This is a genomic window from Lutibacter sp. (genome assembly GCF_041555395.1).
Classification (GTDB): domain Bacteria; phylum Bacteroidota; class Bacteroidia; order Flavobacteriales; family Flavobacteriaceae; genus Lutibacter.
Genome location: NZ_JBFFKM010000013.1, coordinates 12992 through 38445, shown reverse-complemented (window position 1 = coordinate 38445; position 25454 = coordinate 12992). Strand labels below are relative to the sequence as shown.

General features: G+C 34.1%; 22 protein-coding genes. 15 read left to right on the top strand and 7 right to left on the bottom strand.

Annotation, left to right across the window (positions count from 1 at the left end; genetic code table 11):
- Nucleotides 1-323 precede the first annotated feature (323 nt).
- The gene (locus ABY285_RS04770; protein ID WP_372767565.1) at nucleotides 324-1076 is read left to right on the top strand and encodes an aspartate/glutamate racemase family protein; all 753 of its coding nucleotides are present in this window, start codon (nucleotides 324-326) and stop codon (nucleotides 1074-1076) included.
- Nucleotides 1077-1079: 3 nt separating this feature from the next.
- Nucleotides 1080-2219: a P1 family peptidase gene (locus ABY285_RS04765; protein ID WP_372767563.1), complete on the top strand. Its 1140-nt coding sequence runs from the start codon at nucleotides 1080-1082 to the stop codon at nucleotides 2217-2219.
- Between the two features lie 53 nt (nucleotides 2220-2272).
- Here ABY285_RS04765 and ABY285_RS04760 read toward each other — a convergent pair whose 3' ends face one another.
- Together ABY285_RS04760 and crcB are read right to left on the bottom strand one after the other, a co-directional pair.
- Complete coding sequence (locus ABY285_RS04760; protein ID WP_372767561.1) at nucleotides 2273-2620, bottom strand: DUF190 domain-containing protein; 348 nt, start codon at nucleotides 2618-2620, stop codon at nucleotides 2273-2275.
- A 2-nt stretch (nucleotides 2621-2622) separates the two neighbouring features.
- On the bottom strand, nucleotides 2623-2994 hold the full coding sequence (gene crcB, locus ABY285_RS04755) for a fluoride efflux transporter CrcB (RefSeq protein WP_372767559.1): 372 nt from the start codon (nucleotides 2992-2994) through the stop codon (nucleotides 2623-2625).
- Between the two features lie 344 nt (nucleotides 2995-3338).
- On the opposite strand from crcB, the gene ABY285_RS04750 reads away from it, so the two are divergent.
- Nucleotides 3339-3509 carry a hypothetical protein gene (locus tag ABY285_RS04750; protein ID WP_372767557.1) on the top strand — a complete coding sequence of 57 codons (171 nt, stop codon included), beginning with the start codon at nucleotides 3339-3341 and terminating at the stop codon, nucleotides 3507-3509.
- A gap of 165 nt (nucleotides 3510-3674) precedes the next feature.
- Here the strand turns inward: ABY285_RS04750 and ABY285_RS04745 are convergent, their stop codons facing one another.
- The 3 genes from ABY285_RS04745 to gyrB form a co-directional block, all read right to left on the bottom strand.
- Nucleotides 3675-4598, bottom strand: coding sequence for a malate dehydrogenase (locus ABY285_RS04745; protein ID WP_372767555.1), 924 nt, complete (start codon nucleotides 4596-4598; stop codon nucleotides 3675-3677).
- Nucleotides 4599-4761: 163 nt separating this feature from the next.
- The gene (locus ABY285_RS04740) at nucleotides 4762-5781 is read right to left on the bottom strand and encodes a DUF6588 family protein (RefSeq protein ID WP_372767553.1); all 1020 of its coding nucleotides are present in this window, start codon (nucleotides 5779-5781) and stop codon (nucleotides 4762-4764) included.
- Between the two features lie 158 nt (nucleotides 5782-5939).
- Nucleotides 5940-7880 carry a DNA topoisomerase (ATP-hydrolyzing) subunit B gene (gene gyrB / locus ABY285_RS04735; RefSeq protein WP_372767551.1) on the bottom strand — a complete coding sequence of 647 codons (1941 nt, stop codon included), beginning with the start codon at nucleotides 7878-7880 and terminating at the stop codon, nucleotides 5940-5942.
- 817 nt (nucleotides 7881-8697) lie between these two features.
- Between gyrB and guaA the strand changes: the two genes are divergently transcribed.
- Entirely contained in the window at nucleotides 8698-10230 is a 1533-nt protein-coding gene (gene guaA / locus ABY285_RS04730) for a glutamine-hydrolyzing GMP synthase (protein ID WP_372767549.1), read from the top strand.
- A gap of 113 nt (nucleotides 10231-10343) precedes the next feature.
- Nucleotides 10344-12233: a LysM peptidoglycan-binding domain-containing protein gene (locus ABY285_RS04725; protein WP_372767547.1), complete on the top strand. Its 1890-nt coding sequence runs from the start codon at nucleotides 10344-10346 to the stop codon at nucleotides 12231-12233.
- A gap of 63 nt (nucleotides 12234-12296) precedes the next feature.
- Here the strand turns inward: ABY285_RS04725 and ABY285_RS04720 are convergent, their stop codons facing one another.
- Both ABY285_RS04720 and ccsA read right to left on the bottom strand, forming a co-directional pair.
- Entirely contained in the window at nucleotides 12297-12812 is a 516-nt protein-coding gene (locus ABY285_RS04720) for a DUF2892 domain-containing protein (protein ID WP_372767545.1), read from the bottom strand.
- A gap of 51 nt (nucleotides 12813-12863) precedes the next feature.
- Nucleotides 12864-15983, bottom strand: a complete 3120-nt coding sequence (gene ccsA / locus ABY285_RS04715; RefSeq protein WP_372767543.1) for a cytochrome c biogenesis protein CcsA — start codon at nucleotides 15981-15983, stop codon at nucleotides 12864-12866.
- 312 nt (nucleotides 15984-16295) lie between these two features.
- On the opposite strand from ccsA, the gene ABY285_RS04710 reads away from it, so the two are divergent.
- From ABY285_RS04710 to ABY285_RS04665, 10 genes are all read left to right on the top strand, one after another.
- Complete coding sequence (locus ABY285_RS04710; RefSeq protein ID WP_372767541.1) at nucleotides 16296-17672, top strand: tryptophanase; 1377 nt, start codon at nucleotides 16296-16298, stop codon at nucleotides 17670-17672.
- Between the two features lie 58 nt (nucleotides 17673-17730).
- Nucleotides 17731-18198 (top strand): Rrf2 family transcriptional regulator, encoded by a 468-nt coding sequence (locus ABY285_RS04705; RefSeq protein WP_372767539.1) that lies wholly within the window; start codon nucleotides 17731-17733, stop codon nucleotides 18196-18198.
- A 114-nt stretch (nucleotides 18199-18312) separates the two neighbouring features.
- Nucleotides 18313-18774 (top strand): cytochrome c, encoded by a 462-nt coding sequence (locus ABY285_RS04700; RefSeq protein WP_372767537.1) that lies wholly within the window; start codon nucleotides 18313-18315, stop codon nucleotides 18772-18774.
- 101 nt (nucleotides 18775-18875) lie between these two features.
- The gene (locus ABY285_RS04695; RefSeq protein WP_372767535.1) at nucleotides 18876-20213 is read left to right on the top strand and encodes a cbb3-type cytochrome c oxidase subunit I; all 1338 of its coding nucleotides are present in this window, start codon (nucleotides 18876-18878) and stop codon (nucleotides 20211-20213) included.
- Nucleotides 20214-20380: 167 nt separating this feature from the next.
- Nucleotides 20381-21160, top strand: a complete 780-nt coding sequence (locus ABY285_RS04690; protein WP_372767533.1) for a CbbQ/NirQ/NorQ/GpvN family protein — start codon at nucleotides 20381-20383, stop codon at nucleotides 21158-21160.
- Nucleotides 21161-21249: 89 nt separating this feature from the next.
- Nucleotides 21250-23019: a nitric oxide reductase activation protein NorD gene (locus ABY285_RS04685; RefSeq protein ID WP_372767531.1), complete on the top strand. Its 1770-nt coding sequence runs from the start codon at nucleotides 21250-21252 to the stop codon at nucleotides 23017-23019.
- Nucleotides 23020-23163: 144 nt separating this feature from the next.
- Nucleotides 23164-23373: a DUF542 domain-containing protein gene (locus ABY285_RS04680; RefSeq protein WP_372767529.1), complete on the top strand. Its 210-nt coding sequence runs from the start codon at nucleotides 23164-23166 to the stop codon at nucleotides 23371-23373.
- Nucleotides 23374-23419: 46 nt separating this feature from the next.
- Nucleotides 23420-24397 (top strand): DUF438 domain-containing protein, encoded by a 978-nt coding sequence (locus ABY285_RS04675; RefSeq protein ID WP_372767527.1) that lies wholly within the window; start codon nucleotides 23420-23422, stop codon nucleotides 24395-24397.
- A 12-nt stretch (nucleotides 24398-24409) separates the two neighbouring features.
- On the top strand, nucleotides 24410-24991 hold the full coding sequence (locus tag ABY285_RS04670; protein ID WP_372767525.1) for a cytochrome c oxidase subunit 3: 582 nt from the start codon (nucleotides 24410-24412) through the stop codon (nucleotides 24989-24991).
- Nucleotides 24992-25237 (top strand): cytochrome C oxidase subunit IV family protein, encoded by a 246-nt coding sequence (locus ABY285_RS04665; RefSeq protein WP_372767523.1) that lies wholly within the window; start codon nucleotides 24992-24994, stop codon nucleotides 25235-25237.
- Nucleotides 25238-25454 lie beyond the last annotated feature (217 nt).

The window sequence follows — 25454 nt, the reverse complement described above, 5'->3', positions numbered from 1 at the left end:
AAGAACAAGGTGTCAGAAAAACGCTAGCTGTTCGTTTTTAGGTTTGTAAATAATCCATTCTTTTTCAGTGTTTTATAGAAATTTCATCAAATGTATGTAATTGAATAGATGAGTTATGTAAAAACTAACCAGATTTGAAAAAGCCCAACTTCGTTTAAGCTTCTTTTTTATTGGACATTAACGGTTCTTAATGTAAAATTTATATCTTTGATTTCTTGGTTTTGTGTGCGTTATTTTTATGATTCAACATATAAATTCAATTGTAAAATAGACTATTAGATATTGCGTGAAAAATTTCCGAGATTTAATAAAAATTAATATAAATGATTGGTATTGTTGGTGGTGTCGGACCTTATTCCGGAATAGATTTACTTAAAAAAGTATTTGATAATACTCTGGCAAACTGCGATCAGGAATACCTTGATGCCATACTAATATCCGCATCATCAAAAATTGAAGATCGAACAGAGTACTTGATTGGTAATATAAAAGAAAATCCTGCCATTGCCATTGCAGAAGTACTTTTTAAACTACAAGATGTTGGAGCTACTGTTGCCGGTATTCCTTGTAATACCGCTCACTCAGAAAAAATTTTCAGTATTATTCAACTTCAATTAAAAAAATCTGAAGCCACTATTAACGTTTTGAATATGATAGAAGAGACGGTCTCATTTATAGGTATCAATTATCCAAACATAAATAAAGTTGGTGTGCTCTCAACTACCGGAACCTATAAAAGTGGCGTTTATACCAAAGCATTACAATCAAAAGGATATGAGGTAATTGTGCCTTCATTAGAAATGCAGGAAAATCTGATTCATCCCGGAATTTACCATTCAACCTATGGAATTAAAACCATCTCCAATCCTATTCACCCGAAAGCAAGAAAAAATTTATTAGAAGGCATTTCGTTTTTAAAAGCGCAAGGAGCTCAAGCTGTGATTCTTGGCTGTACGGAAATACCTCTAGCAATAACAGAAACAGTGATAAATGATTTGATAACCATAGATCCAACCAATGTTCTGGCTAGAGCGTTGGTACTACACTCTAATCCTAACAAATTAAAACCTCTTTAATAAATGTATAAATTTATAATTCTTTTTATCGCTATGCTAAGTTTCCCTTTAGGGGCTCAAGCTCAAAAAAAATTAAGATCAAGAGAATTGGGTATAGAATCCGGTATCCTTACGCCAGGCCGTTTAAATGCCATTACTGATGTCAAGGGCGTTAGTGTAGGTCAAAAAACACTTATAGTTGGTGATTCTATTCGTACAGGTGTTACAGTAATCTTGCCACATCAGGGAAATATATTTCAGGAGAAAGTTCCAGCCGCAGTATTTGTAGGTAATGGATTTGGCAAAGCTATAGGAACTACACAAATTGAAGAATTAGGCAATATAGAAACACCAATAGCTTTAACCAATACGCTCAACGCTTTTCTAGTGGCAAATGCGTTAATAGATTACACCTTGTCAATCCCTGAAAACACCAAAATCAGATCTGTCAATCCTGTTGTAGGTGAAACCAATGATGGCTGGCTGAATGATATTAGAGGACGTCATGTAAAAAGTGTGGACGTAATGGAAGCAATCAACTCAGCCACAACAGAGGCTGTTGAAGAAGGAAATGTAGGTGCTGGTACGGGAACAAGATGCTTAGGTTTTAAAGGAGGTATAGGTACATCATCTCGTGTACTTCCAAAAGAAAAAGGAGGCTATACAATTGGGGTTCTTGTTCAAACCAATTTTGGTGGAATACTAAATATAAATGGCGCTCCGGTAGGAGAAGAACTAAACAATTTTTATATGGCAGAAGATGTTCCATACGTAGTAGATGGTTCTTGCATGATAGTAATTGCTACAGATGCACCATTATCTTCCAGAAACTTAAAACGTTTGGCAAAGCGTTCTTTTCTGGCATTCGGCAAAGTGGGATCTTTTTCATCTAATGGCAGTGGCGATTATAGTATTGCATTTAGTACGCACCCCAAACTCCTTATTTCTTATGATTCAGAAGAAATAGAAAAAACTGTTATCGAAGTTTCTAATGATTATATGTCACCTCTTTTTCTTGCAGTTGTTGAAGCTACAGAAGAAGCAATCTATAATTCGCTTTTTATGGCGACTGATATAAAAGGTCAAAAAGGAAGAGTGATGGAAGCGCTGCCTATTGAGAAAACTCTCAAAATAATGGATAAATATAATGCGCGTAAGAAATAGCTATTTCTTAATGACAAAAATACTATTCGTTAATTTGTATGGGAATAAATAATTTATTTGCCAGCTTTGTATCTGATTATTTCCGCTTTCTCAAGGGTGATTAGCCCTCCTGATTTTGATTGCTCAAATAGATTTTCAACAATCTTTGTAAAATCTTTAATTTTTTCATTGGTGTCAACAATCTCTATTACTATAGGGAGATCAGAAGAAATTTCAAGAAGTTTTGACGTATGAATTTTACTGTTTGCTCCAAAACCCATAATGCCTCTTGTTACAGTTGCTCCTGAAAGCCCTTTTTTCTTTGCCTCAAAAACAATGGTTTCATAAAGTGTTTTATAACCTATTTTGTCAGATTCACCGATGAAGATGCGAAGCAATTTGGCGTTAGGATTATTTTTCATGATTAGATAAGTTTAAGAAGTGAGTATCCAAAAAATGTTGCAAGTACACCAAACAAAACACTGGAGGTAATGTAAGCAGAAGCATATAAAAGTTGTCCGTCACGCAATAAACCGAAAGATTCGTTAGAGAAAGCGGAGAATGTGGTGAAACCGCCACAAATTCCGGTTGCAAGAAATAGCCGCATTTCAGGAGTCATGTTGGTTCTTTCACTTAGTGCAAAGACAAGACCGATGGCGAAACTTCCTATAATATTTATGCCTAAAGTTCCGAAAGGGAAAGTGGAAAGAAACTTTGTTTGAATAAATTGTGCAAGAACATATCGTAAAACGCCTCCAATAAAACTTCCTGTCCCTATTAATAGTAAAATTCTCATTTCTTGCTCGTCAGTTTAATATTAGTGGTGTGGCCAATTGATTGTTTATAACGACAGTTTCTGAAATGCCGTCGTTAAGTATTCAAAAATAGTTAAAAATTAGATGAAACAGAGGCTATTTGATGAACATTTAAAAAAATTTCAGCAAAAGGATTGTAAAAGAAACAGGTTAATTTATACAGGTTTTAAATACATCTCCAATGGGTTGAGGCATAATTTTTAAAACAAAAAGAGAAGCTATTTTATTAAATTGTTTGTTAAGTTTTTCAGCAATTCAATTATAAATGATTACAGTATTGTTAAAAAACCTAAATTTGATTTTATAAACAAAAAAATAATAATATATGAAACCATCTGCACCAAAAAAGAATTTATGGATTATTTCATTGATAATTGGGATTTTAGGAATAGTAGGCCATTTTGTTCAGATTGAATTTATATCGCAATATAGTTTGTGGTTGCTTATAGGCGGATTTGGTTTATTGGCGATTGGGACTACTTTGAAAGATTTTTAAGTTTTGCTCAACTGAGCATAAATTAAGAAAATCAAATCATCAAAAAAAGTGTTTAATATTTTTCAGTGCAATATACCAACAATAAATTATACTAAAATAGGAACTAAAAAAACTCCCCAAAACCTAAGTTTTGAGGAGTTTTAAATTTATATTTAAGAAATGCTGTTATACCAACAAATCGTTTACGGCTCTAACGCCTGCAGCGCTTTCTTTAAGCTTTGCTTTTTCTGCGTCGGTTAAATCAATTTCAACAATTTTTTCAATTCCGTTTTTGCCAATAATACAAGGCACACCTATTGAAATGTCTTTCATTCCATATTCACCATCCAATAAAGCGGAACAAGGGAACATTTTCTTTTGGTCATTCACAATTGCCTGAACCATGGAAGAAACTGCTGCACCTGGTGCATACCAAGCGCTTGTACCCAACATTTTTGTTAATGTTGCGCCGCCAACTTTGGTGTCTTCTACCACCTGAACCAAACGCTCTGTTGATAAAAATTCGGAAACTAACACGCTGTTTCTAACAGCTAAACGCGCTAAAGGAATCATACCAGTATCACTGTGACCGCCAATTACCATTCCATCCACATCTGATTGTGGGCAACCTAATGCTTCAGCCAATCGATATCTGAAACGCGCACTGTCTAAAGCACCTCCCATTCCAATAATTCTGTTTTTTGCAATTCCGGCAACTTTATGCGCCAAATAAGCCATAGTGTCCATTGGGTTGCTCACTACAATAATAATCACTTTTGGAGAATGTTTAAGTAAACTTTCGACAACCGATTTTACAATTCCAGCATTAATTCCAATAAGTTCTTCACGAGTCATTCCAGGTTTTCTAGGGATCCCGCTTGTAATTACTGCAACTTCACTGCCAGCCGTTTTTGAATAATCATTTGTTGCACCTGTAATTTTAGTGTCAAATCCCATTAATGATGCTGTTTGCATAAGATCCATAGCCTTACCTTCAGCATAATTTTCTTTAATGTCAACCAGTACCACTTCCGAGGCGAAATTTTTAATAGCGATGTACTCAGCACAACTTGCGCCTACAGCACCTGCTCCTACTACTGTTACTTTCATATCTAATGTATTGTTTATTTATAATAAAATTAATCCAAATTTACGAATTTTTATGGGAAAAGGAAGTGATATTTATGACAAAAAAAAGACTGCAAATAAGCAGTCCTTTTAAATTTTTGGTCTAAAATATATTAATTGTGTAATTTTAATATATTTGGGGCGCTTACCTAAAACTAAATGCGATTCCGGCTGTTACAGTATTGTATTCTTTTATGGTATAATCTCCAAAGATTTTAAAGAACCCAATATTTAATCTTGCCCCTAAAGTTCCTCTAACACCATTCGCATTAAAATCCATATTTATGGGGTTTGTAACGGACTCTGTTATCGAGTTGTTGCTACCTTCGTAAGTATATGTCAATTCATAAGTGCCATTTAATTTTAAGGTTGAGGTTCCTTTGTCATATCCAATTGCACCATACAATGAAATAAGGGGAAAATCCAAGGAAGCAATTGTTTGTATGGTATAGGCATTTAGCTTGAATGCAGCTTCCTGATTGCTGCCCGCAAATCCAGTAGAAACATTTCCTAAATTATATGTGGCATCCATGGAGGTAAAACCTGCAAACAAAGCAACATTTAAAGGCAATTTTTCTACAGGTCCAAAATATTGCATTAAATTGTGTTTTATTCCAAAACCTATTAAATTTCCTTCAACATCATCGGTATTAATTTTTGGTAAATAACGGATGCTGATATCTGTGTTAAGAGGTATTCCCACACTAGCCTGTATCATTGGAGAAGGAACTGCGTTTAAAGGCAAATCATTACCAATTCCGTCAGGCAAAGAAAATTGAGCAACTTTATAATCCCCAGCTTCAGGGATTCTAACTGTGATAACGCTTTTATTGTCTTCTCCCATAACTGTTTGCATTTTGCTGTCTCCACTTTCCAATGATAAGTACCGATAATCATTTGCATTGAATTGGAATGTTTTTGAAGAATTTGGAACTATGGCCGCATTTGCGCTTATGGTGATGTCAAAACCAAGTTTTTTATGGGTTTTTGCGGTATGATACCATCCGTCATTTAAACTATACAGCATTCCTTCCATAACGGGCGTCATATAATTTTTTATCAATAAATTTGAATCGTCTTTTGCCAATAGCAGCAATTCTAAATCTTGTGATTTTACTGAAAAACTCAGTAAAAATAGAAGTAATAATAGAGGTGTTTTTTTCATGATAGGGGTTTAAAATCAATTGTAAAGATATGAAGAAAGGTTTTACTGCAAAATTTATAACAAAAAAAGAGGCTGCCTTTTGTGGCAGCCTCTTTTTTTTAAAAATAATATAATTCTAAGTACCTAATATTTTAGGCAATTTAGGTACTCATTTTTAATTAGACATCAATATTTGCATATTTCGCATTTTTTTCAATGAATGCCCTACGAGGTGGAACTTCATCACCCATGAGCATAGAGAAAACTCTGTCTGACTCAGTTAAATTATCAATAGTAATTTGTCTGAGTGTTCTGAATTCAGGGTTCATGGTAGTATCCCAAAGTTGCTCGGCGTTCATTTCTCCAAGACCTTTATAACGTTGTATGGAGCTGCCGCTACCCATATTTTGTACAATTAAATCGCGTTGGTCATCGCTCCATGCATATTCCTTTTTTTGGCCTTTTTTCACAAGGTATAAAGGAGGTGTTGCAATATAAATATGTCCGTTTTCAACCAATTCTTTCATATATCTGAAGAAAAATGTCAAAATCAAGGTTGCAATGTGGCTTCCGTCAACATCGGCATCACACATAATAACAACTTTGTTATATCTAAGCTTATCCATATTTAAAGCTCTTGGATCTTCCTCAGTACCGATGGAAACCCCCAAAGCGGTATACATGTTTTTAATCTCTTCGTTTTCAAAAACCCGGTGTTGCATCGCTTTTTCAACATTTAAAATCTTACCCCTTAATGGTAAAATTGCTTGAAAAGCACGGTCACGTCCTTGCTTCGCTGTACCCCCTGCAGAATCTCCCTCAACTAAGAAAATTTCACATTTGTCAGGATCAGTTTCTGAACAATCGCTTAATTTGCCGGGCAAACCACCAATAGACATGACTGTTTTGCGTTGCACCATTTCACGTGCTTTTTTGGCAGCATGACGAGCCTGCGCCGCTAAAATTACTTTCTGAACAATGATTTTGGCATCACTCGGATTTTCTTCCAAATAATTTTGTAACATTTCAGAAACAGCCTGACTGACTGCGGAGGTAACTTCACGGTTTCCTAATTTTGTTTTTGTTTGTCCTTCAAACTGCGGTTCTGCAACTTTAACAGAAATAATTGCCGTCAATCCTTCACGGAAATCGTCTCCGGCAATTTCAAACTTAAGTTTATCCAACAACCCAGAGGTTTCAGCATACTTTTTAAGCGTATTTGTTAATCCGCGTCTAAAACCTGCCAAATGCGTTCCTCCTTCAATGGTGTTGATATTGTTCACATATGAATGTAAATTTTCGGTATACGAGGTGTTGTAAACCATAGCAACTTCAACAGGAATGTCGTTTCTTTCCCCTTCCATGGAAATTACTCTGGAGATTAATGGTTCACGGGTAGCGTCCAAATATCTTATAAATTCAGGCAATCCTTCATCACTGTGAAATGTTTCAGTGATAAGGTTACCCTCATCATCTAAAACCCTTTTGTCTGTTAAAGTTAGTGTAATTCCTTTATTTAAAAAGGAAAGTTCCCGCAACCTTGTTGCTAAAGTATCGTAATTAAATTCAATGGTTTGTGTAAAAATAGTGGTGTCCGGCAAAAAGGTAATCAAAGTTCCTTTGTCATCACTGTCCCCAATTATTTTTGCAGGGTACAATGCTTTTCCTCTTGAATATTCTTGTTCCCAAATTTTCCCGTCTAAATATACGGTTGCTCTTAAATGTTCTGAAAGGGCATTTACAACAGAAACACCAACACCGTGCAATCCACCAGAAACCTTATAGGAATCTTTGTCAAATTTACCTCCGGCACCAATTTTTGTCATAACAACTTCAAGCGCCGAAACGCCTTCTTTTTTGTGCATTCCCACAGGAATACCACGTCCGTTGTCTTTTACGGAAACTGAATTGTTTTCATTTATAACAACATCTATAGCGTCACAATGTCCTGCCATTGCTTCATCAATAGAGTTGTCAACTACTTCATAAACCAAATGATGCAGTCCTCTTAAGCCAATATCTCCAATGTACATCGATGGGCGCATACGCACATGCTCCATTCCTTCCAAAGCTTGTATACTATCGGCCGTATAATTCTGTTTTTTAGGTTCTTCACTCATATTTATAAGTCTGTTTATTATTGTAAATTCTATAAGATACAAATATAATAAATCAGCAAGCTAATTAAACGTGTTTTAAAGCAATGGCAATGCAAGTTATCAACAATTTGCCTATTAAAAAAAAGTGGCTTAAAGAAGCTAAAAACAGTCCAAAAATCGATTGTGTGTGTTTTTATAATTTCAAGGTTGTTTAAAAATTAGAAAAGGCTTTAAATGAAGTTATTTGAGTTCAAAATCGCTCAATTTAAGGAGTTTTTAGGTTTAGTTTTAAGGTTAAAGCGCCTATAATTGTTTTAAAATGCCGTAATTTAAATAAATAATAATTTGGGCGTTCCCTTTCAGGTCGCGCTTTTCGTTATATCTTTTTCTACGTTTCACGCCAAAAAAGTATATCACTCCAATCGCTAACGCAAAATGAATTTCGAATTAAACAATTAGGCAATTAGTTAATTAGCCAATTAAATAATCAAATTAAAGATTGCTGAACGAAGCCGAAGCAAAACGATTAAACAGTAAAGGCAGTTATAATCCCTATTGACTTTTTTTACTTTTCGCTTTTAAGTCTGTAGTGCCAAGAATGCCTAAAGTGCCTAGAGTTGTTTTGTGTATTTGTTCATTTTGAGTTTTAACTTCTAATAATAAGCTTTCGCCTTCTGCTTTTTTACTTTTTGCTTTTGCCTGTTGCCTATTGCCTGTTTTCCATTGCCTATTGCCTGTTTTCCATTGCCTTTTGCCTCTTTCCAGGTGCTAAAATTATTTTGTTCAGAAAAAAGCACCTAAAGTATTATGGTTTATTTAATTAATATTATTTTTGCGGATGCAAGAAAAGGTACTTATTTTAGATTTCGGTTCGCAATACACGCAGTTAATTGCTCGAAGAGTTAGAGAACTCAATATTTTTTGTGAAATTTTTCCTTTCAATAGTGAAAATTTTAAAGTGGAAAATTATAAAGCTGTAATTCTCTCAGGCAGTCCCTATTCTGTGAGAGCTGATGACGCTCCACATCCAGATTTATCTGCCATAAAGGGAAAAAAACCTTTGTTAGGTGTATGTTATGGGGCTCAATTTTTGGCACATAACTTTGGCGGAAAAGTAGGCGCTTCAAACACGCGTGAATACGGGAGGGCAAACCTTTCTTTTATAAAAGCAGATGAACTTTTTTTTGAGGGTGTTAATATGGGAAGCCAGGTTTGGATGAGCCATAGCGATACCATCGTAGCATTGCCTGAGGATTGTGAGTTAATTGCAAGTACGCATGACGTAGAAAATGCAGCCTTTAAAATTAATAATGAAAACACCTACGGGATTCAGTTTCACCCCGAAGTTTATCATTCAAAAGACGGATTAAAAATATTGGAAAATTTTCTGGTAAAAATTAGCTGCGTAGCCCAAACCTGGACACCAGATTCTTTTGTGGAAACAACTGTTGAAAATTTAAAAAAGCAAATAGGCAATGATAAAGTTGTTCTCGGACTTTCGGGAGGTGTAGATTCTACTGTGGCGGCAGTTTTATTGAGCAAAGCCATAGGCAAAAATTTATATTGCATTTTTGTAAATAACGGGTTGCTGCGAAAAAACGAATTTGAAAATGTTTTGGATCAATACAAGCACATGGGCTTGAACGTAAAAGGCGTTGATGCTTCGGCACGTTTTTTGAAAGAGCTCAAAGGAGAATCGGATCCTGAAGGTAAGCGTAAAATTATCGGAAGGGTTTTTATTGAAGTTTTTGATGATGAAGCGCATTTGATTGAAGAAGTGAAATGGTTAGCACAAGGCACTATATATCCCGATGTAATCGAATCTGTTTCTGCAAGTGGCGGACCATCAGCCACCATAAAATCACACCATAATGTGGGCGGATTGCCCGATTTTATGAAGCTTAAAATTGTGGAACCATTGCGTATGTTATTTAAAGATGAGGTGCGCAGAGTTGGGGCTACTTTAGGAATTGATGCTGAATTACTGGGAAGACATCCTTTTCCCGGACCAGGATTGGGAATTAGAATTTTGGGAGATATCACCGCCGAAAAAGTTAAAATGTTACAGGAAGTGGACGCTATTTTTATTAATGGTTTGAAAGAATGGGGGTTGTACGATAAGGTTTGGCAGGCGGGAGCCATGTTATTGCCGGTAAACTCAGTAGGCGTAATGGGTGATGAGCGAACTTATGAAAAAGCAGTGGTGTTACGTGCAGTGGAATCTACCGACGGGATGACCGCCGATTGGGTGAATTTACCTTACGAATTTCTGCAAAAAACTTCAAATAAAATAATAAACGGCGTAAAAGGCGTTAATAGAGTAGTGTATGACATTAGCTCAAAGCCACCGGCAACTATTGAGTGGGAATAACCCACTGTTAAATTAAATAGAATTTATGAAACGAGCATAACAAATTTTGATACAGGAAGGAATGATTAATGGCGAACAGCAGCTGTTACCGCTAAAAAATAAAATTTAAACAGATGAAAAGAATAACACTATTATTAATATGCCTTTTCTTGTTTAGCGCCGTAGCAATGGCGCAGCAAAAAAAGTACATTCCTTACACGGTTAAACGCGGCGAAAATATAAGAAGTATTGCCAGAGAATATGACATCTCCTTTAAAGATTTACTTCGATTAAACCCTGATATTAGTCGATATCCGGAACCCAATACCATTATTATTGTACCTAATAAAAATTACGGCAAAAATATTGTTAACGTAGATGTTGCCAGTGATAAATTTCACATAGTTAAACCTAAAGAAACGCTATATGGAATTTCTAAAATGTATGGAGTTTCTCAGGAAGTGTTAGTTGCTGAAAATCCAGAATTAAAAAACGGTTTAAAAATTGGAATGAATTTGAAGATTCCTGAAGTAAGTAAAATAAAACAAGATGATGACATTAATTATGAATTTCATATAGTAGTTAAAGACGATACTTTATATAATCTGTCGAAACGATATGGGATTGCTCAATCTGAATTGTTAAGATTAAATCCATCTTTAAAGTATGGATTAAAAATAGGATTGGAATTGGTAGTTCCTAAAATAGGTAATTCCAACTCGGAAGCCCCTGTTAATTATGAGTTTCATACCGTGGTTAAGGATGACACCTTGTATAATTTATCGAAACAATATCATGTTTCACAATCGGAATTGATGAAATTAAATCCTGAATTAAATGAAGGTTTAAAATTAGGGGTAATCTTGAAAATTAGACCAATTGAAAATGTGGAAAATAAGAAGGGTGAAACTAAAGAGACTTTTAATTTTACAGAAAAGTTAGATTTTTCAAAAGAAATTAATCTTGCTATGTTGCTTCCATATCAGTTAAACAGATTTACGGATTCTACAAGAATTGAAAACTTCGGTAAAAATCATTCTTTGTTAAATGTGGTCACCGATTTTCATTTAGGCGCAACTATGGCAATCGATTCCTTAAGAAAAAGAGGCCTGAACATAAAGGTTAAATTTTTAGATTCTGAAAATTCAGTACAAAAGCTTCAATCATTAATAAATAAAAATGATTTCAAGGGAGTTGATGCCGTAATAGGACCATTGTATTTTGACAATGCACTTTGGCTTTCGAAACATATTGATGCGCAGGTAATTGTTCCGTTCTACTCAAAAAATCAGGCGACAATTTCAAATATCAACCTAGTGAAAGCTGCACCAGAAAATGATTTATTGGAAAGTGAACTGATTAATTATTTGGAACAACATTACACAGGTCAAAATATTATTGTTATTAATGATGGGAAATCTGAATCCCAAAGTAAATTGTGGCAAATTGTAAATAAGCTGAAGGCATTTAAAAATATTCAAAATGTATCTGTTGTTAAATCCCAAGATGGATATATTTCCAGTAATGATATTTCTGAAAATTTAAAAGGAGCCAAAGATAATTGGGTGCTTTTGGTTAGTGATGAAATGGTAACCACAGCTGCAGCAGTAAATAATTTAAAAGGTTTAGTTGATAATTTCAAGATTACTTTAATTGCATTTGATAAAGGTAAAAACTTTGACAGTATTGATAATAATCTTTTGGGGAAATTAAATTTTATTTTTCCAACCCTGGAATATCTAAATATTGATGACTATAATGTGAATAATTTTTATAAAAATTATCAGAATAAAAATTATGCCATTCCTTCAAAATATGCGTTAAAAGGATTTGATATGACTTATGATGCTTTAGTTAGAATTGCATCAATGGGAGATTTGGAGAATGGATTGCAGGCCGGTAAATCTTCAAGAATTTCAACGATGTTTAATTATGATAAAAATTGGGATGGAAGTTTTGAAAATAATGGAATTTATATCATCCAATACAATACTGCATTAATGCCAGTTATTTTAAATAATTGAAGATAATCAGACATAAAAAAAGCACGCCGATCGGCGTGCTTTTTTTATGTCTGATTTAAAAATTTATATTTTTTTAAGCTGTTGCTTCAGCATTTTAATTTGATCAGTCAAAACATTCTGGGTGTCCAGTTTTTTAGCTTCACTTATTAAAGTCGTAGCTTCTCTTTTGCGTCTTTTAGACATTGCAATACCGGCCAATTGCAGTTTTGCCATCGCAATGTCATGCTTCATACTTAATCCCAGACTTAATGCTTTTTTAAAGTATTTTTCGGCTTGGTTCATGTTGGTTTGAGAAACCATAATTCCCTGTAAAAAATTATAATACCCTTGTTGCTTTTTGATCAAAGCGGTACTTGGATTTTTAATGTAGGATAACCACTTACTTGCTCCGACAAAATTTTGCTTTCTTAATTGAAGAAATGCCAACAATATAAATTCATTCTTAAAGTAAAACAGCACAAAAATTCCTGCCAAGAGCACAATTGAAATTCCATTCATGATGTTTCCGTCAATAAATTGAAATACTGCCCAAACTAAAATTCCTGCCGCTATTACTAATTTTATATACTTATTAAACATTGATAATTATTTTTAATGGATTGCAAAGTTACATTTTTGCAACGGTTTTAATTATTTTTTATAATGTTTTTTAAATTGTAAATAAGCGAATAAGCTTATGGTTGCAAAAATAACAATCGCATAATAAACAAAAGTTGGTGTAATCACTTTATCGCCACTCGCATAGGAATGCAAACCAGATAAGTAAAAGTTCACACCAAAATAGGTCATTACAATTGACGCAAATGCAGCTACCGATAACATATTGAAAGTAAATCGGCTTCTTAAGCCTGGAATCAAGCGTAAGTGAAGTACAAAAGCGTATATCATAATACTAATTAATGCCCAAGTTTCTTTTGGGTCCCATCCCCAATAACGTCCCCAGCTTTCATTTGCCCACATCCCACCTAAAAAGTTTCCAATGGTTAACATAATTAAACCAACCGTTAATGACATTTCATTTATGATGGTTATTTCCTTAATCATTAATTCAACTTTGCTTTTGTTTTTTTTGGTTGTTAATACCATTAATATTAAAGCAATAAAACCTAAAATCATACCCAAGGCGAATGGTCCGTAACTCGCGACAATAATAGCAACGTGAATCATTAACCAGTAAGAATTAAGCACAGGCTGCAGATTTGCAATTTCTGGATCCATCCAGTTCCAATGTGCCACCATTAATATAAATGCCGTTAAAAATGCAGTTGCGGCTATGGTCATCGATGATTTTCTTCCGAAGATTAATCCAAATAACATGGTTGCCCAGCCCACATAAATCATAGACTCGTAAGCGTTGCTCCAAGGCGCGTGTCCGCTAACAATCCAACGTGCAATTAAACCTCCGGTATGCAACAAAAACAAGCCAATGATAATAGCAATACTTATTTTAATTAAGGCATTGATAACCTTGTTGCTGTTAAAAATTTGGAAGATTACAAAAAAGAACATTAAGGTTCCAATATACATATAGTAGCTATATATATTTTTGAAAATATCATACTTGTTATAAGCAATTTCCACATTAATTTTTCGGTCTGAAGGATAGACGTCGCTTCCATATTTCTTTTGGAATGTTATGATGCCATCCAACATTTCATCAGATTGCGAATAATTTTTAGTCATTTGAGACGCTTCTAAAGTTTGCAGATATACTGGCAAAATTTGACGGACAAAAACTGAATCCTGACCTTTAAAATTTGCTTCATCCAAATTGTTATGTGATACCCATTTATTCGTTTTATCTCCCGGGATTGGAAAAATTCTTAAAATATCGCCTGTAATTGCAGAATATAATAAATTAACCCTTCTGTCTACATTAATAACATCTTTTTCAAATTTGCTTTTTATGTTGCTTTTTTGGGCTTCCTGTTGAATCCCTCCAATTTTGTAGTTTCCTTTTTCATCAAAAAAGTTAGAAAGTGCAGCATATTTTTGTTCATGTGGAATACCAATAAGATCTCTTAATTTTGTATTTCCGTTTTCAATAGAAATAATAGGCACCTGAAACCAAAATCTAGGATTTTGTTCAATGGATAAAAACACCTGTGTAGCATTCATGTCTTTATAACTATCTGATTTGCTTATCTTTCTTAATAATTCAGAAGCGTAAGTATGAACGGGTTTCATTCTTCCTCCAGCATCTTGTATAATTACCATGCTAAACTTTTCGGCGTGCTTTACGTCAATAGCATTGGCTTTTATTACAGAATCTATTTGCATTTCATTGATGACATGGTTGTGCTGTTGTGAAAATGAAAAAGTTGAAATCAGCAATAATAGCATGGTAGTTACAGCTGCTTTTTTATTTCTAATTTTTTGCAGGCTTTTTCTTAGAAAATCAAATCTGGTATTTTTCATAAATAGGATTAAAATCAGGCCGGCATACAATAAAAAGTATCCAATATAGGTTACGGTGGAGCCCCAAAAATCATGATTTACCGATAAATGGGTTTCTTCATATTCGGGGGTTATGTTGTAACTGGACTGGAAGAATTTGTAGCCTTTATAATTTAAAATATTGTTCATAAAAATTCTAAAATCAAAGGTTTCTTCAGGTGAAATAACGGTAACTTCACTTGCAAATGACATGGCACTATTTGAACCCGGATAATTGTCAAGTTGAAAATCGTTCAGTTTAATGCTAAACGGCAGCTGCATTTGCATAGCGCCATAACTCATTCTAAAGTTTAGCTTTCCAACAGAAAATTGTGTTGGTTGCTGAATGGCAAATTTTGTACCTTTTAATTTTATGTGTTTCGTTTCACCACCAGCAGTGACATCAAATTCTAATTGGGCTAAACCAGATTGCTCTATAGAATCGGAAATGGTTTTATATGATCCTCTAATCGGATTTTGAGGGACCACAAATTGCAGTCCTGCAAGTGAATGAACAGCCAAAAGTGAGAAATCCTGCAAAGAATCTTTAGCGATAGTGCCTTCAAAGTTATCGGCCATTCTAAAAAATGAGCCTTCGGTAACAGATTTAATTTTTAACCCGCTCTCAGTAGTAACAAAATCGATGGTATTTTTTCTTGGAGAGTCAAAACCAACCAAAACGCCATGCACTTCTTCGGTAGCCCCTTTTTTAATATAATGGTCATGACGGCCTCCGCCAGCCGATTCAACAAATTTTAAATATTCTTCGCCGGCTTCATTGGCTTCAAATACTTCTATGGCATTTGGAATGTAGTTCGTTAATTTTACATCAACATCAATTCCTTTAAAATCTGTTTTGTAATGGTAGTTATTGTTTCCCAAAGCCGACAATAAAATAGCTTTATGTACAGGTGTTTTTTGTTCATTGCCATCATTAACAACAACGCTTATATAACTTTTATCAGAGAAAAAAACATTGCTTACGGCACCTTCTTTAATCGGCATAATACCTTCAGTGCTAATATAGCGCGTTATTCCTGCGCCAATTAATATTAAGAAAAAGGACAGGTGAAAAACCAGCACCACTAATTTTTCTTTTTTATAGAGTTTGTATTTAAAAATATTCCCAAAAAAGTTCAGGGCAAAAACGGCCATAATGGCTTCAAACCACCAAGCATTATATACCAAAGCCTTTGCAGTTTCTGTGCCGTAGTCATTTTCAATAAATGTTGCAACCCCCATAGATAGTGCGAAAACTAGAAATAAAGTTGCCGTTACACGAGTTGAATAAATAAGAGAAAGAAGTTTGTTCATTTTTATAGATTTAATAGTAAAAAATAACGAAATGCGAAGATAATGATATTTGTCATAAAACTAAATTTTAATTGGTGTTTTAAGGAAATTTTAATCTTCTAAAATTTCTGGTATAACCATAATTGTTTAAATATTTTGTAAATTTGAGCCCTTTAAATTAGTAAATGAAAAACATAAACTGTTTTAAATTGAATGCAGATGTCTTTTTGAATATAAAGCGTCCCGATTCTTTTTGTGCCTAATTTTATTCTTATTTAGCGATTTTAAATCACCTTTTTACAAATATCACACAACCTTTAAACAAACATTCTTATGGAATTACCATACGCAGAACCTTATAAAATTAAAATGGTTGAACACATAAAACGTTCAACAAAAGAGCAACGATTAAAATGGATACAAGAAGCCGATTATAATTTATTCAATCTTTCATCAGATAAAGTCTTTATTGATGTGTTGACAGATTCAGGAACTGGCGCAATGAGCGACAAACAGTGGGCCGAAATGATGATTGGCGATGAAAGTTATGCCGGTTCATCATCGTTTTTGAAACTAAAAGATACCGTTCGTAAAATTACCGGTTTTAAATATTTTTTACCAACACATCAAGGCAGGGCAGCTGAAAACGTATTGTTTTCCGCTTTGGTAAAAGAGGGGGATATTGTTCCGGGAAATTCCCATTTTGACACGACCAAAGGTCATATTGAATTTAGAAAAGCAAAGGCAGTTGATTGCACTATAGATGAAGCTTTTGACACCTCCGATATGCATCCTTTTAAGGGAAATGTGGATTTAAAAAAACTTGAAAATGTTTTTAAAAGCCATCCCAAAGAGAAAATTCCTTTTGTTGTTCTTACAATAACTTGTAATAGTGCCGGCGGACAACCAGTTTCTGTGCAAAACACAAAAGAGGTTTCTGCTTTATGTAAAAAATATGGCATTCCTTTATATTTTGACGCGGCACGTTTTGCCGAAAATGCCTATTTTATTAAAAAACGTGAGCCAGGTTTTGAAAATAAATCCATCAAGGAAATTGCCAAGGAAGTATTTTCTTACGGAGATGGAATGACAATGAGTTCTAAAAAAGACGGATTGGTTAATATGGGTGGTTTTATTGCGCTTAATAACGAAGAAGTTTTTAAGCAGGCAACCGTTTTTAACATCATGTTTGAAGGATTTATAACATACGGAGGAATGAATGGTCGTGATATGGGTGCTTTGGCTGTTGGTTTAGATGAAGCTACAGAATTTAATTATTTGGAAAGCAGGGTTGAGCAAATTGCCTATTTAGGTCAGAAGTTGGTAGATTTTGGTGTTCCTGTTCAGCAGCCATTTGGCGGTCACGCAATATTTTTAGATGCCAATAAATTTGTCCCTAAAATTCCGAGAGAAGAATATAGGGCGCAGGCTTTGGCGGTAGAAATTTATATTGTTGGCGGAATTAGAGGCGTTGAGATAGGAACAGTTTTGGCAGACAGAGATCCGATTACCCGCGAAAATCGTTATCCGGAATTAGAATTGGTACGATTGGCTATTCCAAGAAGAACCTATACAAACAACCATATGGAATATATTGCGGTTGCTTTAAAAAACATTTATGATACCCGGGAAGAAGCAAAATCTGGTTATACAATCGTGGATGAAGCACCAATTATGAGACACTTTACTGCAAAATTCAAAAAAATATAATACCATTTACTCTTTTTTTAGTATTTTTGCATAAATGAATTGTTAAAAATATTAAAAAATGTTATCAAACGCCAGTAAGTACGCTATTTTATCTACCCTGTATTTAGCAGAGCATTCAAATGAGGGCAGAAAAATTAGTGTAAAAGAAATTGCTGAAAATATAGATGTGCCGAGTCCGTTCTTGGCTAAGCTATTTCAGCAATTGGTGCGTGGTAAAATTATTTCCTCAACCAAAGGTCCGCATGGGGGGTTTTACCTGTCAGAAAAAAATAAAAATAAAAACGTATTGGACATCATCGATAATATTGATGGCGTAAATAAATTGAATGGTTGTTTTTTGGGATTAAATGAATGTGATTCTGCAAATCCTTGTCCAGTACATTTTATAGTAGTGCCTTTTAAAAATAATATATTGGCTAAGTTTAGGGATAAAACAATTATGGAGTTTGCTCAAGAAATTTCAGACAAAGGGCAATTATTAACACCAAATGATATTGGTCCTTCACTTGAGGAGCCTTGCAAGTAAAGTATTTATGATAAAAATCATAGTTTAATTTACAGAAAACTCATAAATTCGCACTATTAAAAGATAAAAAGGTCTTTTAATGATAAATAATTAACCAATTAAACTCATTAAAACATGTTATCTAAAAAACAAGCAAGAGCTTTCTTTTTAGGCGGAACATTGGTAACTTTTCTTGTATTTATAGGACTTACCATTTATTCTTTCTCAAAAGAAAACGATCAAACAAACAAAGAAAATCTTACTGCTGAAGTGGTAAGAGGAAAAGAAATCTGGGAATCTAATAACTGTATGGGTTGCCATACGCTATTGGGAGAAGGGGCGTATTATGCACCCGAATTAACAAAAGTTATTGACCGTTTAAACATTCGATACGACGGTAATGGAGAAACTGTCATTAAAAGTATCTTAATGTCGCCAACCCCTTGGCAACTCAACGGAAGAAAAATGGTGGCTTATGGAATGACGGAGCAAGAAGCGTCAGACGTGGTGGCCTTTTTTAATTGGATTGGGAAAATTGACTTAAATGGTTTCGATAGGGTGATATCTCCATTGGCTAAAGAAAAAATGAACAAATAAAAAATAACATTATGAAATAGCCTAAGAAAATATTTCAAAAAGACTAAAATGAAGTATAGGCTATTGATAATGACAAATAAAAAAAAATAAAAAACAACATTATGAAATATAAATCACAAAAAGTAGCCTATTGGTTTTTTGCCCTTTCAATGCTATTGCTAGTTCTACAAATTACCTATGGTTTCATCATGGGATTCGCCCACATTGGGTTTGATAATTTACACGAATTCATACCTTTTAACACCGCACGTGCAGTTCATACAAACTTATTGGTTGTCTGGCTTCTGTCCGGTTTTATGGGGGCAGCATATTATATAATTCCTGAAGAAGCACAGCGCGAATTGGTAAACGTAAAATTGGCGTATGTTCAATTAATCAGTTTGGCACTGGTTGGCGTAATTGCAATAGTTGGTTTTCACTTTAATATTTGGGAAGGAAGAAAATTTTTAGAAATTCCACGCCCATTAGATTATCTGGTTGTGGTAAATGTGCTCCTGTTTTTAGGACTCATATTAACTACTTTATTTAAAGGAAAACGACAAACAACAACAGCTTTAGTACTATCTATGGGACTTCTTTTTGCCGCATTGTTGTATTTGCCTGGAATGATACCGTTTGACAGTCAGGTAACAGATTCATTTTTTCGCTGGTGGGTAGTTCATTTATGGGTTGAAGGCGTTTGGGAACTTATAATGGGAGGTATTTTATCTTTCTTGTTGATAAAATTGACAGGAGTAGATAGAGAAGTTATTGAGAAATGGTTGTATGTAATAGTTGGATTAACCTTCTTATCCGGAGTTTTAGGCACAGGGCATCATTATTACTATATAGGAGTCAATAAAATATGGATTATAGTTGGTGGAATCTTTTCTGCATTGGAACCTTTGGCATTTTTGGCAATGGCCTTATTCGCAGTTAATATGTATAGAAAAGGCGAGAAAAAACATCCAAACAAATTGGCACTTTATTGGACGCTTGGTGCGGCAATAGTATCGTTTGTGGGAGCAGGATTACTTGGATTTGCACATACATTGCCACAAACGAATATTTACACTCACGGAACTTTAGTTACCGCAATGCACGGACACTTGGCGTTTTGGGGAGCTTACGGTATGATAGTTTTGGCGATAATCAGTTATAGTTTGCCGAATATGACAGGAAGGAAATTATATGATAGCTCTCGTGGCAGAATGGCTTTTTGGCTGTCCAATATTGGGATGGTTGGAATGACTGTAGCTTTTGGGGTTGCCGGTGTTGCCCAAGTTTATTTAGAGCGAAAGTTTAAAATGGATTTTATGTTGGTACAAAAAGAAATTGCTATTCATTTTGTCGTATTGGTGTTGTGTGCCACAATATTTGCTACTGGAATCATACTTTATATTATTGATTTTTACAAGCATGGAAAACCGAGTGATGAAGCTTTAGAAATAAAAGAATAAATAGATTAAAACAATAAGTGTCTAGAATTATATTGAAACACAAAGATTTGGTTGTATTTTTTTAGATTGATTTCCAGCGTTGAAGATTATAAATTAGTTTTTATAATACCTTAATCTTAAACGCTGGTTTTTTTTACTTCTATTGAAACCATAAAATAACAATAGCTATGAGTGTAAAAACTCCCTATTACCATGCAATTGGTAAAGAAATTGAGGTGTTTGAACACGCCTTCAAAAATAAAATTCCCTTTCTGTTGAAGGGGCCAACAGGAACAGGTAAATCTAGATTTATCGAGTTTATGGCGCATAAATTGGATAAAAAACTAATTACTATTTCATGTCATGAAGAAACTTCTTCAACCGACTTAATTGGCAGATACATTATAAAAGGTGCAGAAACAATTTGGCTCGATGGTCCACTTACCACCGCTATAAAAGAAGGTGCAATTATTTATTTAGATGAAATTGCTGAGGCTAGACCCGACGTAATTGTGGCAATTCATTCACTCACAGATCACAGGCGAGAATTGTTTATTGATAAATTGGGCGAAACTGTGAAAGCTCATGTCGATTTTATGTTGGTTGCCTCTTTTAATCCAGGTTATCAAAAAGGATTTAAAGAATTAAAACCCTCAACACGACAAAGATTTGTGGCAACCTCATTTGCTTATCCCGAAGCTAAAATTGAAACGGAAATTTTAGTTAATGAAACTGGAATTGAATTGGATGTTGCAAAAAAATTGGTAAACATAGCAACAAAAATCAGAAACTTGACAGAACTTGGTTTGGCTGAAACTGTTTCAACCCGATTGTTGGTAGATGCAGCCAAATTGATTCATAGCGGATTGCCAAAACGTCTTTCTGTTGAAGTGGCCGTTGTTGAACCATTAACCGATGATTTGGAAGTGATAGAAGCATTGAAGGATTTGTGTAACTTAATGATTTAACTTTTTAGTATTAAGTATCAAAGTATCTGGTATCAAGATTTTCTACCATATACCATATACCATATACCATATATCTGATACTCAAAACAATGTTCGAACCTGATGAATACCTTTTTACCAAACTCGCTTATTACTTTAAGCGACGCAGCCTAAAAAAGCAGGAAAACTTGGCTCATGCCGTAAATCTGGATGACTTAAAACCACGATTAACAATTTTTGCGCGCGCCATAACTGGAGAATCTATTGAAATTTTTGAAGCAGAAAGAGAAGGCGGGTACAAAAATAATAACTTTTTCCTTCCTGTTAAGTTTGCTGAATTTCCTTCAGAAGATGAAAATATTTCATTTTACTTATTCAGAATATTGTATTTGTCGGTTCAAAAGAATTTAAATTTAAATTGGAGCGACAACCGGGAGCATGACTTATTGGCGTCTCAGCAAAAAGCGGATGAAACTTCTAAAATAGTGTTGGAATCGTTGTTCGAGCAGTTTCCTGCCACCAGAAATTACCACGAAAAATTTATCCAATTTTATAAGGGGAAAGCAAAAGAAGAATCGTTGGCAGATGCTACTTTCATCTACGGAAAATGGATGCGAAATAACCCGGAAACACCTTCAGAAAAAATATTGAAAAACTTTACCGACAAAGTTAAAAATGCCAATGAAGATCAGCCAAAAACCATCTTAAAATCTAAAGCTGTTGAAGAAATAATTTCAGTTCAGGTCGATCAAAAACAACAAGAAGACGCAGTGTTACAACATCAATTTGAAAAAGTGGAAACCGCAGAGGAGTTTGGCGGGAATTTTAAAGATTTTGACGGCGATGATGATTTGGAGGATCATTCCAATGCTTTAGATGAATTGAATATGAAATTTACTGTTCGCGTTGATGATACAGCACATTCGGTTTATCAGGCCGATTTCATTGAAAATACCACGGTTTCGGAAAGTGCAGAATATGACAATGCTGGTTATCACATTATGTATGATGAATGGGATTATTCCAAACGTGCCTATAAAGATAATTTCTGTAAAGTATACCCAAAAACATTGTTAAAATCCAATGTTTCCTATTATAAAAAAACATTGTTGAAAAATAATTCAACCTTAATTGGGTTGCGAAAAATGTTGACGACGGTAAATAATAAATACCAATTTCAGCGTAGGCAAACACAAGGTGAGGAGTTTGATATTGATGCGATAACCGATTTATTTGTTGATGTACACTCTGGACATACACCTTCAGAAAAAATATACCTTTCTAAACGCAAGAAAGAAAAGGATTTATCTATTTTGTTGTTATTGGACATTAGTTTGTCCAGCGATGGATACGCCGCGGGGAACAGAGTCATCGATGTTGAAAAAGAAGTGTCTATTTTATTCGGTGAACTTTTGAATGAATTTAATATCGATTTTTCTATCGACTGTTTTTATTCAAAAACCAGAAACCACTCCACTTACATTACCATCAAAGATTTCGACGAAGATTGGAACAAAGCAAAATTTAAAGTTGGCGCCGTTGAACCAAGCGGTTATACTCGAATTGGAGCTGCATTGCGACATTCTGGTGCGATGTTGGACAAACGTGAAACCAAAAATAAGTGGGTTATTTTAATTTCTGACGGAAAACCAAACGATTACGATAAGTATGAAGGAAAATATGGCGTTAACGATGTTAAACAAGCCTTGCGAGAATTAAATGAACGCCAAATAAACTCGTATGCACTTGCGATTGAAGCCTCTGCAAAATATTATTTACCACAAATGTTTGGGCAAAATCATTATCAAATTTTAACAACGCCCGTTGAATTGCTAAAATCTTTGGTGCAATTATTCGAAAAAATCAGGCACCAGTCTTAGGGTTAATCTCGATTAATTTTTGAATTTTTTATGATTAAATATTAGTTTAATTAATTACACACTTTTTATTAATATTAATCAAATAATAAAAGACTAAATGGTATTTTATTAGTATATTTGCATCATAATTATATACATAAAATTATGAATATCACTAAAGAGAAAACAGTTGCGGAAGTTGTTGCACAAAATATGGGAGCAGACCATGTTTTTAGTAAATATAAAATAGATTTTTGCTGTGGAGGAGGCGCAACACTAGAAACTGCCTGCAAAGAAAGCGGCGTTGAATTCGAAGTTTTGAAAAAGGAAATTGAAATTTTGTCGAGCAAAATTTCAAGCAATTCTAAATTCTAGACATATTTAGAACAACCATTTTTATTAAAATCAAATATCTAACAAAATGAATTCTTTTTTATCAACCATTGAAAAATTACCAAAAGGGCATCCTGTAGAAGTATATTACAGGGAAAGTGCTTTAATTCAGGATATATTATTGGAATTGACTGAAGCAGATCCTGTAGAAGATTTTCAAAAATATTTTAACATTTTCAATCAGTTAACAACTATTGAAAAACGATTTTCCCGTAAAGAAAACCAGTTGTTTCCATATTTGGAAAAACATGGATGGGAAGGACCAAGTCAGGGAATGTGGTCTTTTCATGACAATTTGAGAGCGCAAATTCGATTGTTAAATGATTACAATACTGAAAAAAACACCACTAAAATTATTGAAAATATTCCTTATTTGGTGGAAGGAATTAAGCGTTTATTAAGTATTGAAGATATGCGTTTGTTTCCAAACTCACTTGAATTGTTAACTGAAGAAGAGTGGAAAGAGTTTTATCAGGGAGATGAAGAAATAGGGTGGATGTTGTTAGTAAAACCAGCCCCGTATCCCGAAATTATTGAAGAAAAATATGTTCATCCCAGCGAAGATTTCGCCCAACGCGATTTGTCTTTTTCTTTAGACAATACCTTCCATTATGATGAGGGCTATATGACTCCGGAACAGGTTAATTTGTTGTTGCGTTTTTTACCAGTTGACATCACTTATGTTGATGAAAATGATAAAGTCATCTTTTACAATAGAGGCGATGACAGGGTTTTCACAAGAAGCAAGGGTATTATTGGTCGCGAGGTTCGTTTTTGCCATCCACCAAAAAGTGTGGATATGGTATTGAGGATCGTGGCTGAATTTAAAGCAGGAACGAAAGATGTCGCCGAGTTTTGGTTCAATTTTAAGGGGAGAATTATCCATATCAGGTATTTTGCCATCCGAGATAACGAAAAAAATTACAAAGGCGTCATTGAAATGTCACAAGATATTACGGAAATTCAAAAATTGGAAGGCCAAAAAAGGCTGTTAGACTGGGATTAAACATTTTTAAATATGGAATCACAGCCAATAAATGCAAAAAATATCTACTATCCGCCGGGAGGTATTTTAATGTGGATTATTATTTCTTTAGAGTTATTTACTTTCGGAATGGCTTTGGTTGCTATGGTGATGTACAGTAAAGATGAACCCGAGGTTTTTCATAGTTCCAGATTGCTTTTAAACACAACTTTTGGTATTTTAAACACTGTTTTTTTAATCACCAGCGGCTTTTTTATGACACAAGTTGTAATTAGTTTTAAAGTATTGGCTATTAAAAAATCAGCATTTTATTTAAAATTAACCATGTTGGGTGGTGTGCTGTTTTTAATTTTAAAAAGTATTGAGTATTACGGTAAAATGGAAGCTGGCTTAACAATTAATCACAATACATTTTTCACTTTTTACTGGATGCTTACTTTATTCCATGTAATTCATGTCATTGTAGGGTTGGTGATATTAAGTTCGGTTTATGTGGGTTTACGTAAAAAAAGCATGGTTTTAGAAATGGAAGATGTTGAAGCAAGTGCCACATTTTGGCATATGTGCGACCTGATTTGGCTTTTGTTATTTCCTGTAATTTATTTAATTTTTTAAATGAAAAAACAATTGAATTTTAAGGTTTGGCTGGTGCTTTTGGCAATTTCGATATTGGCGGCGTTAGTTGTTAAATTGGATATTGGATTAAATGTTGCAGCAGCAATTATTTTGGCGCTTTTTATGCTGAAATTTCTTTTTGTGGCATTTTACTTTATGGAACTTAAAAAAGCAAATGTTTTTTGGAAATGGGCAGTAACCATTTTTGCATCATTATTTTTGGCCATCGTTTTAATTATTTTTTAAAATGGCATAAATTGTAGTAAAAAAAAGAGAGACATTGACAAATGTCATTACTTATTTGCTTTAATGATCATACTTTTGTCGAAGAAATGATACAAAAAGGAAAAATCCTGAGTTAAGAGAATTAGTATTTTTTAAAATAATAATTTTTTTGAAATAAAAATTTAGTTAGTAGTTTAAGTTAGAACCAAAATATTGATTGTAAAATCATAAATTTTGG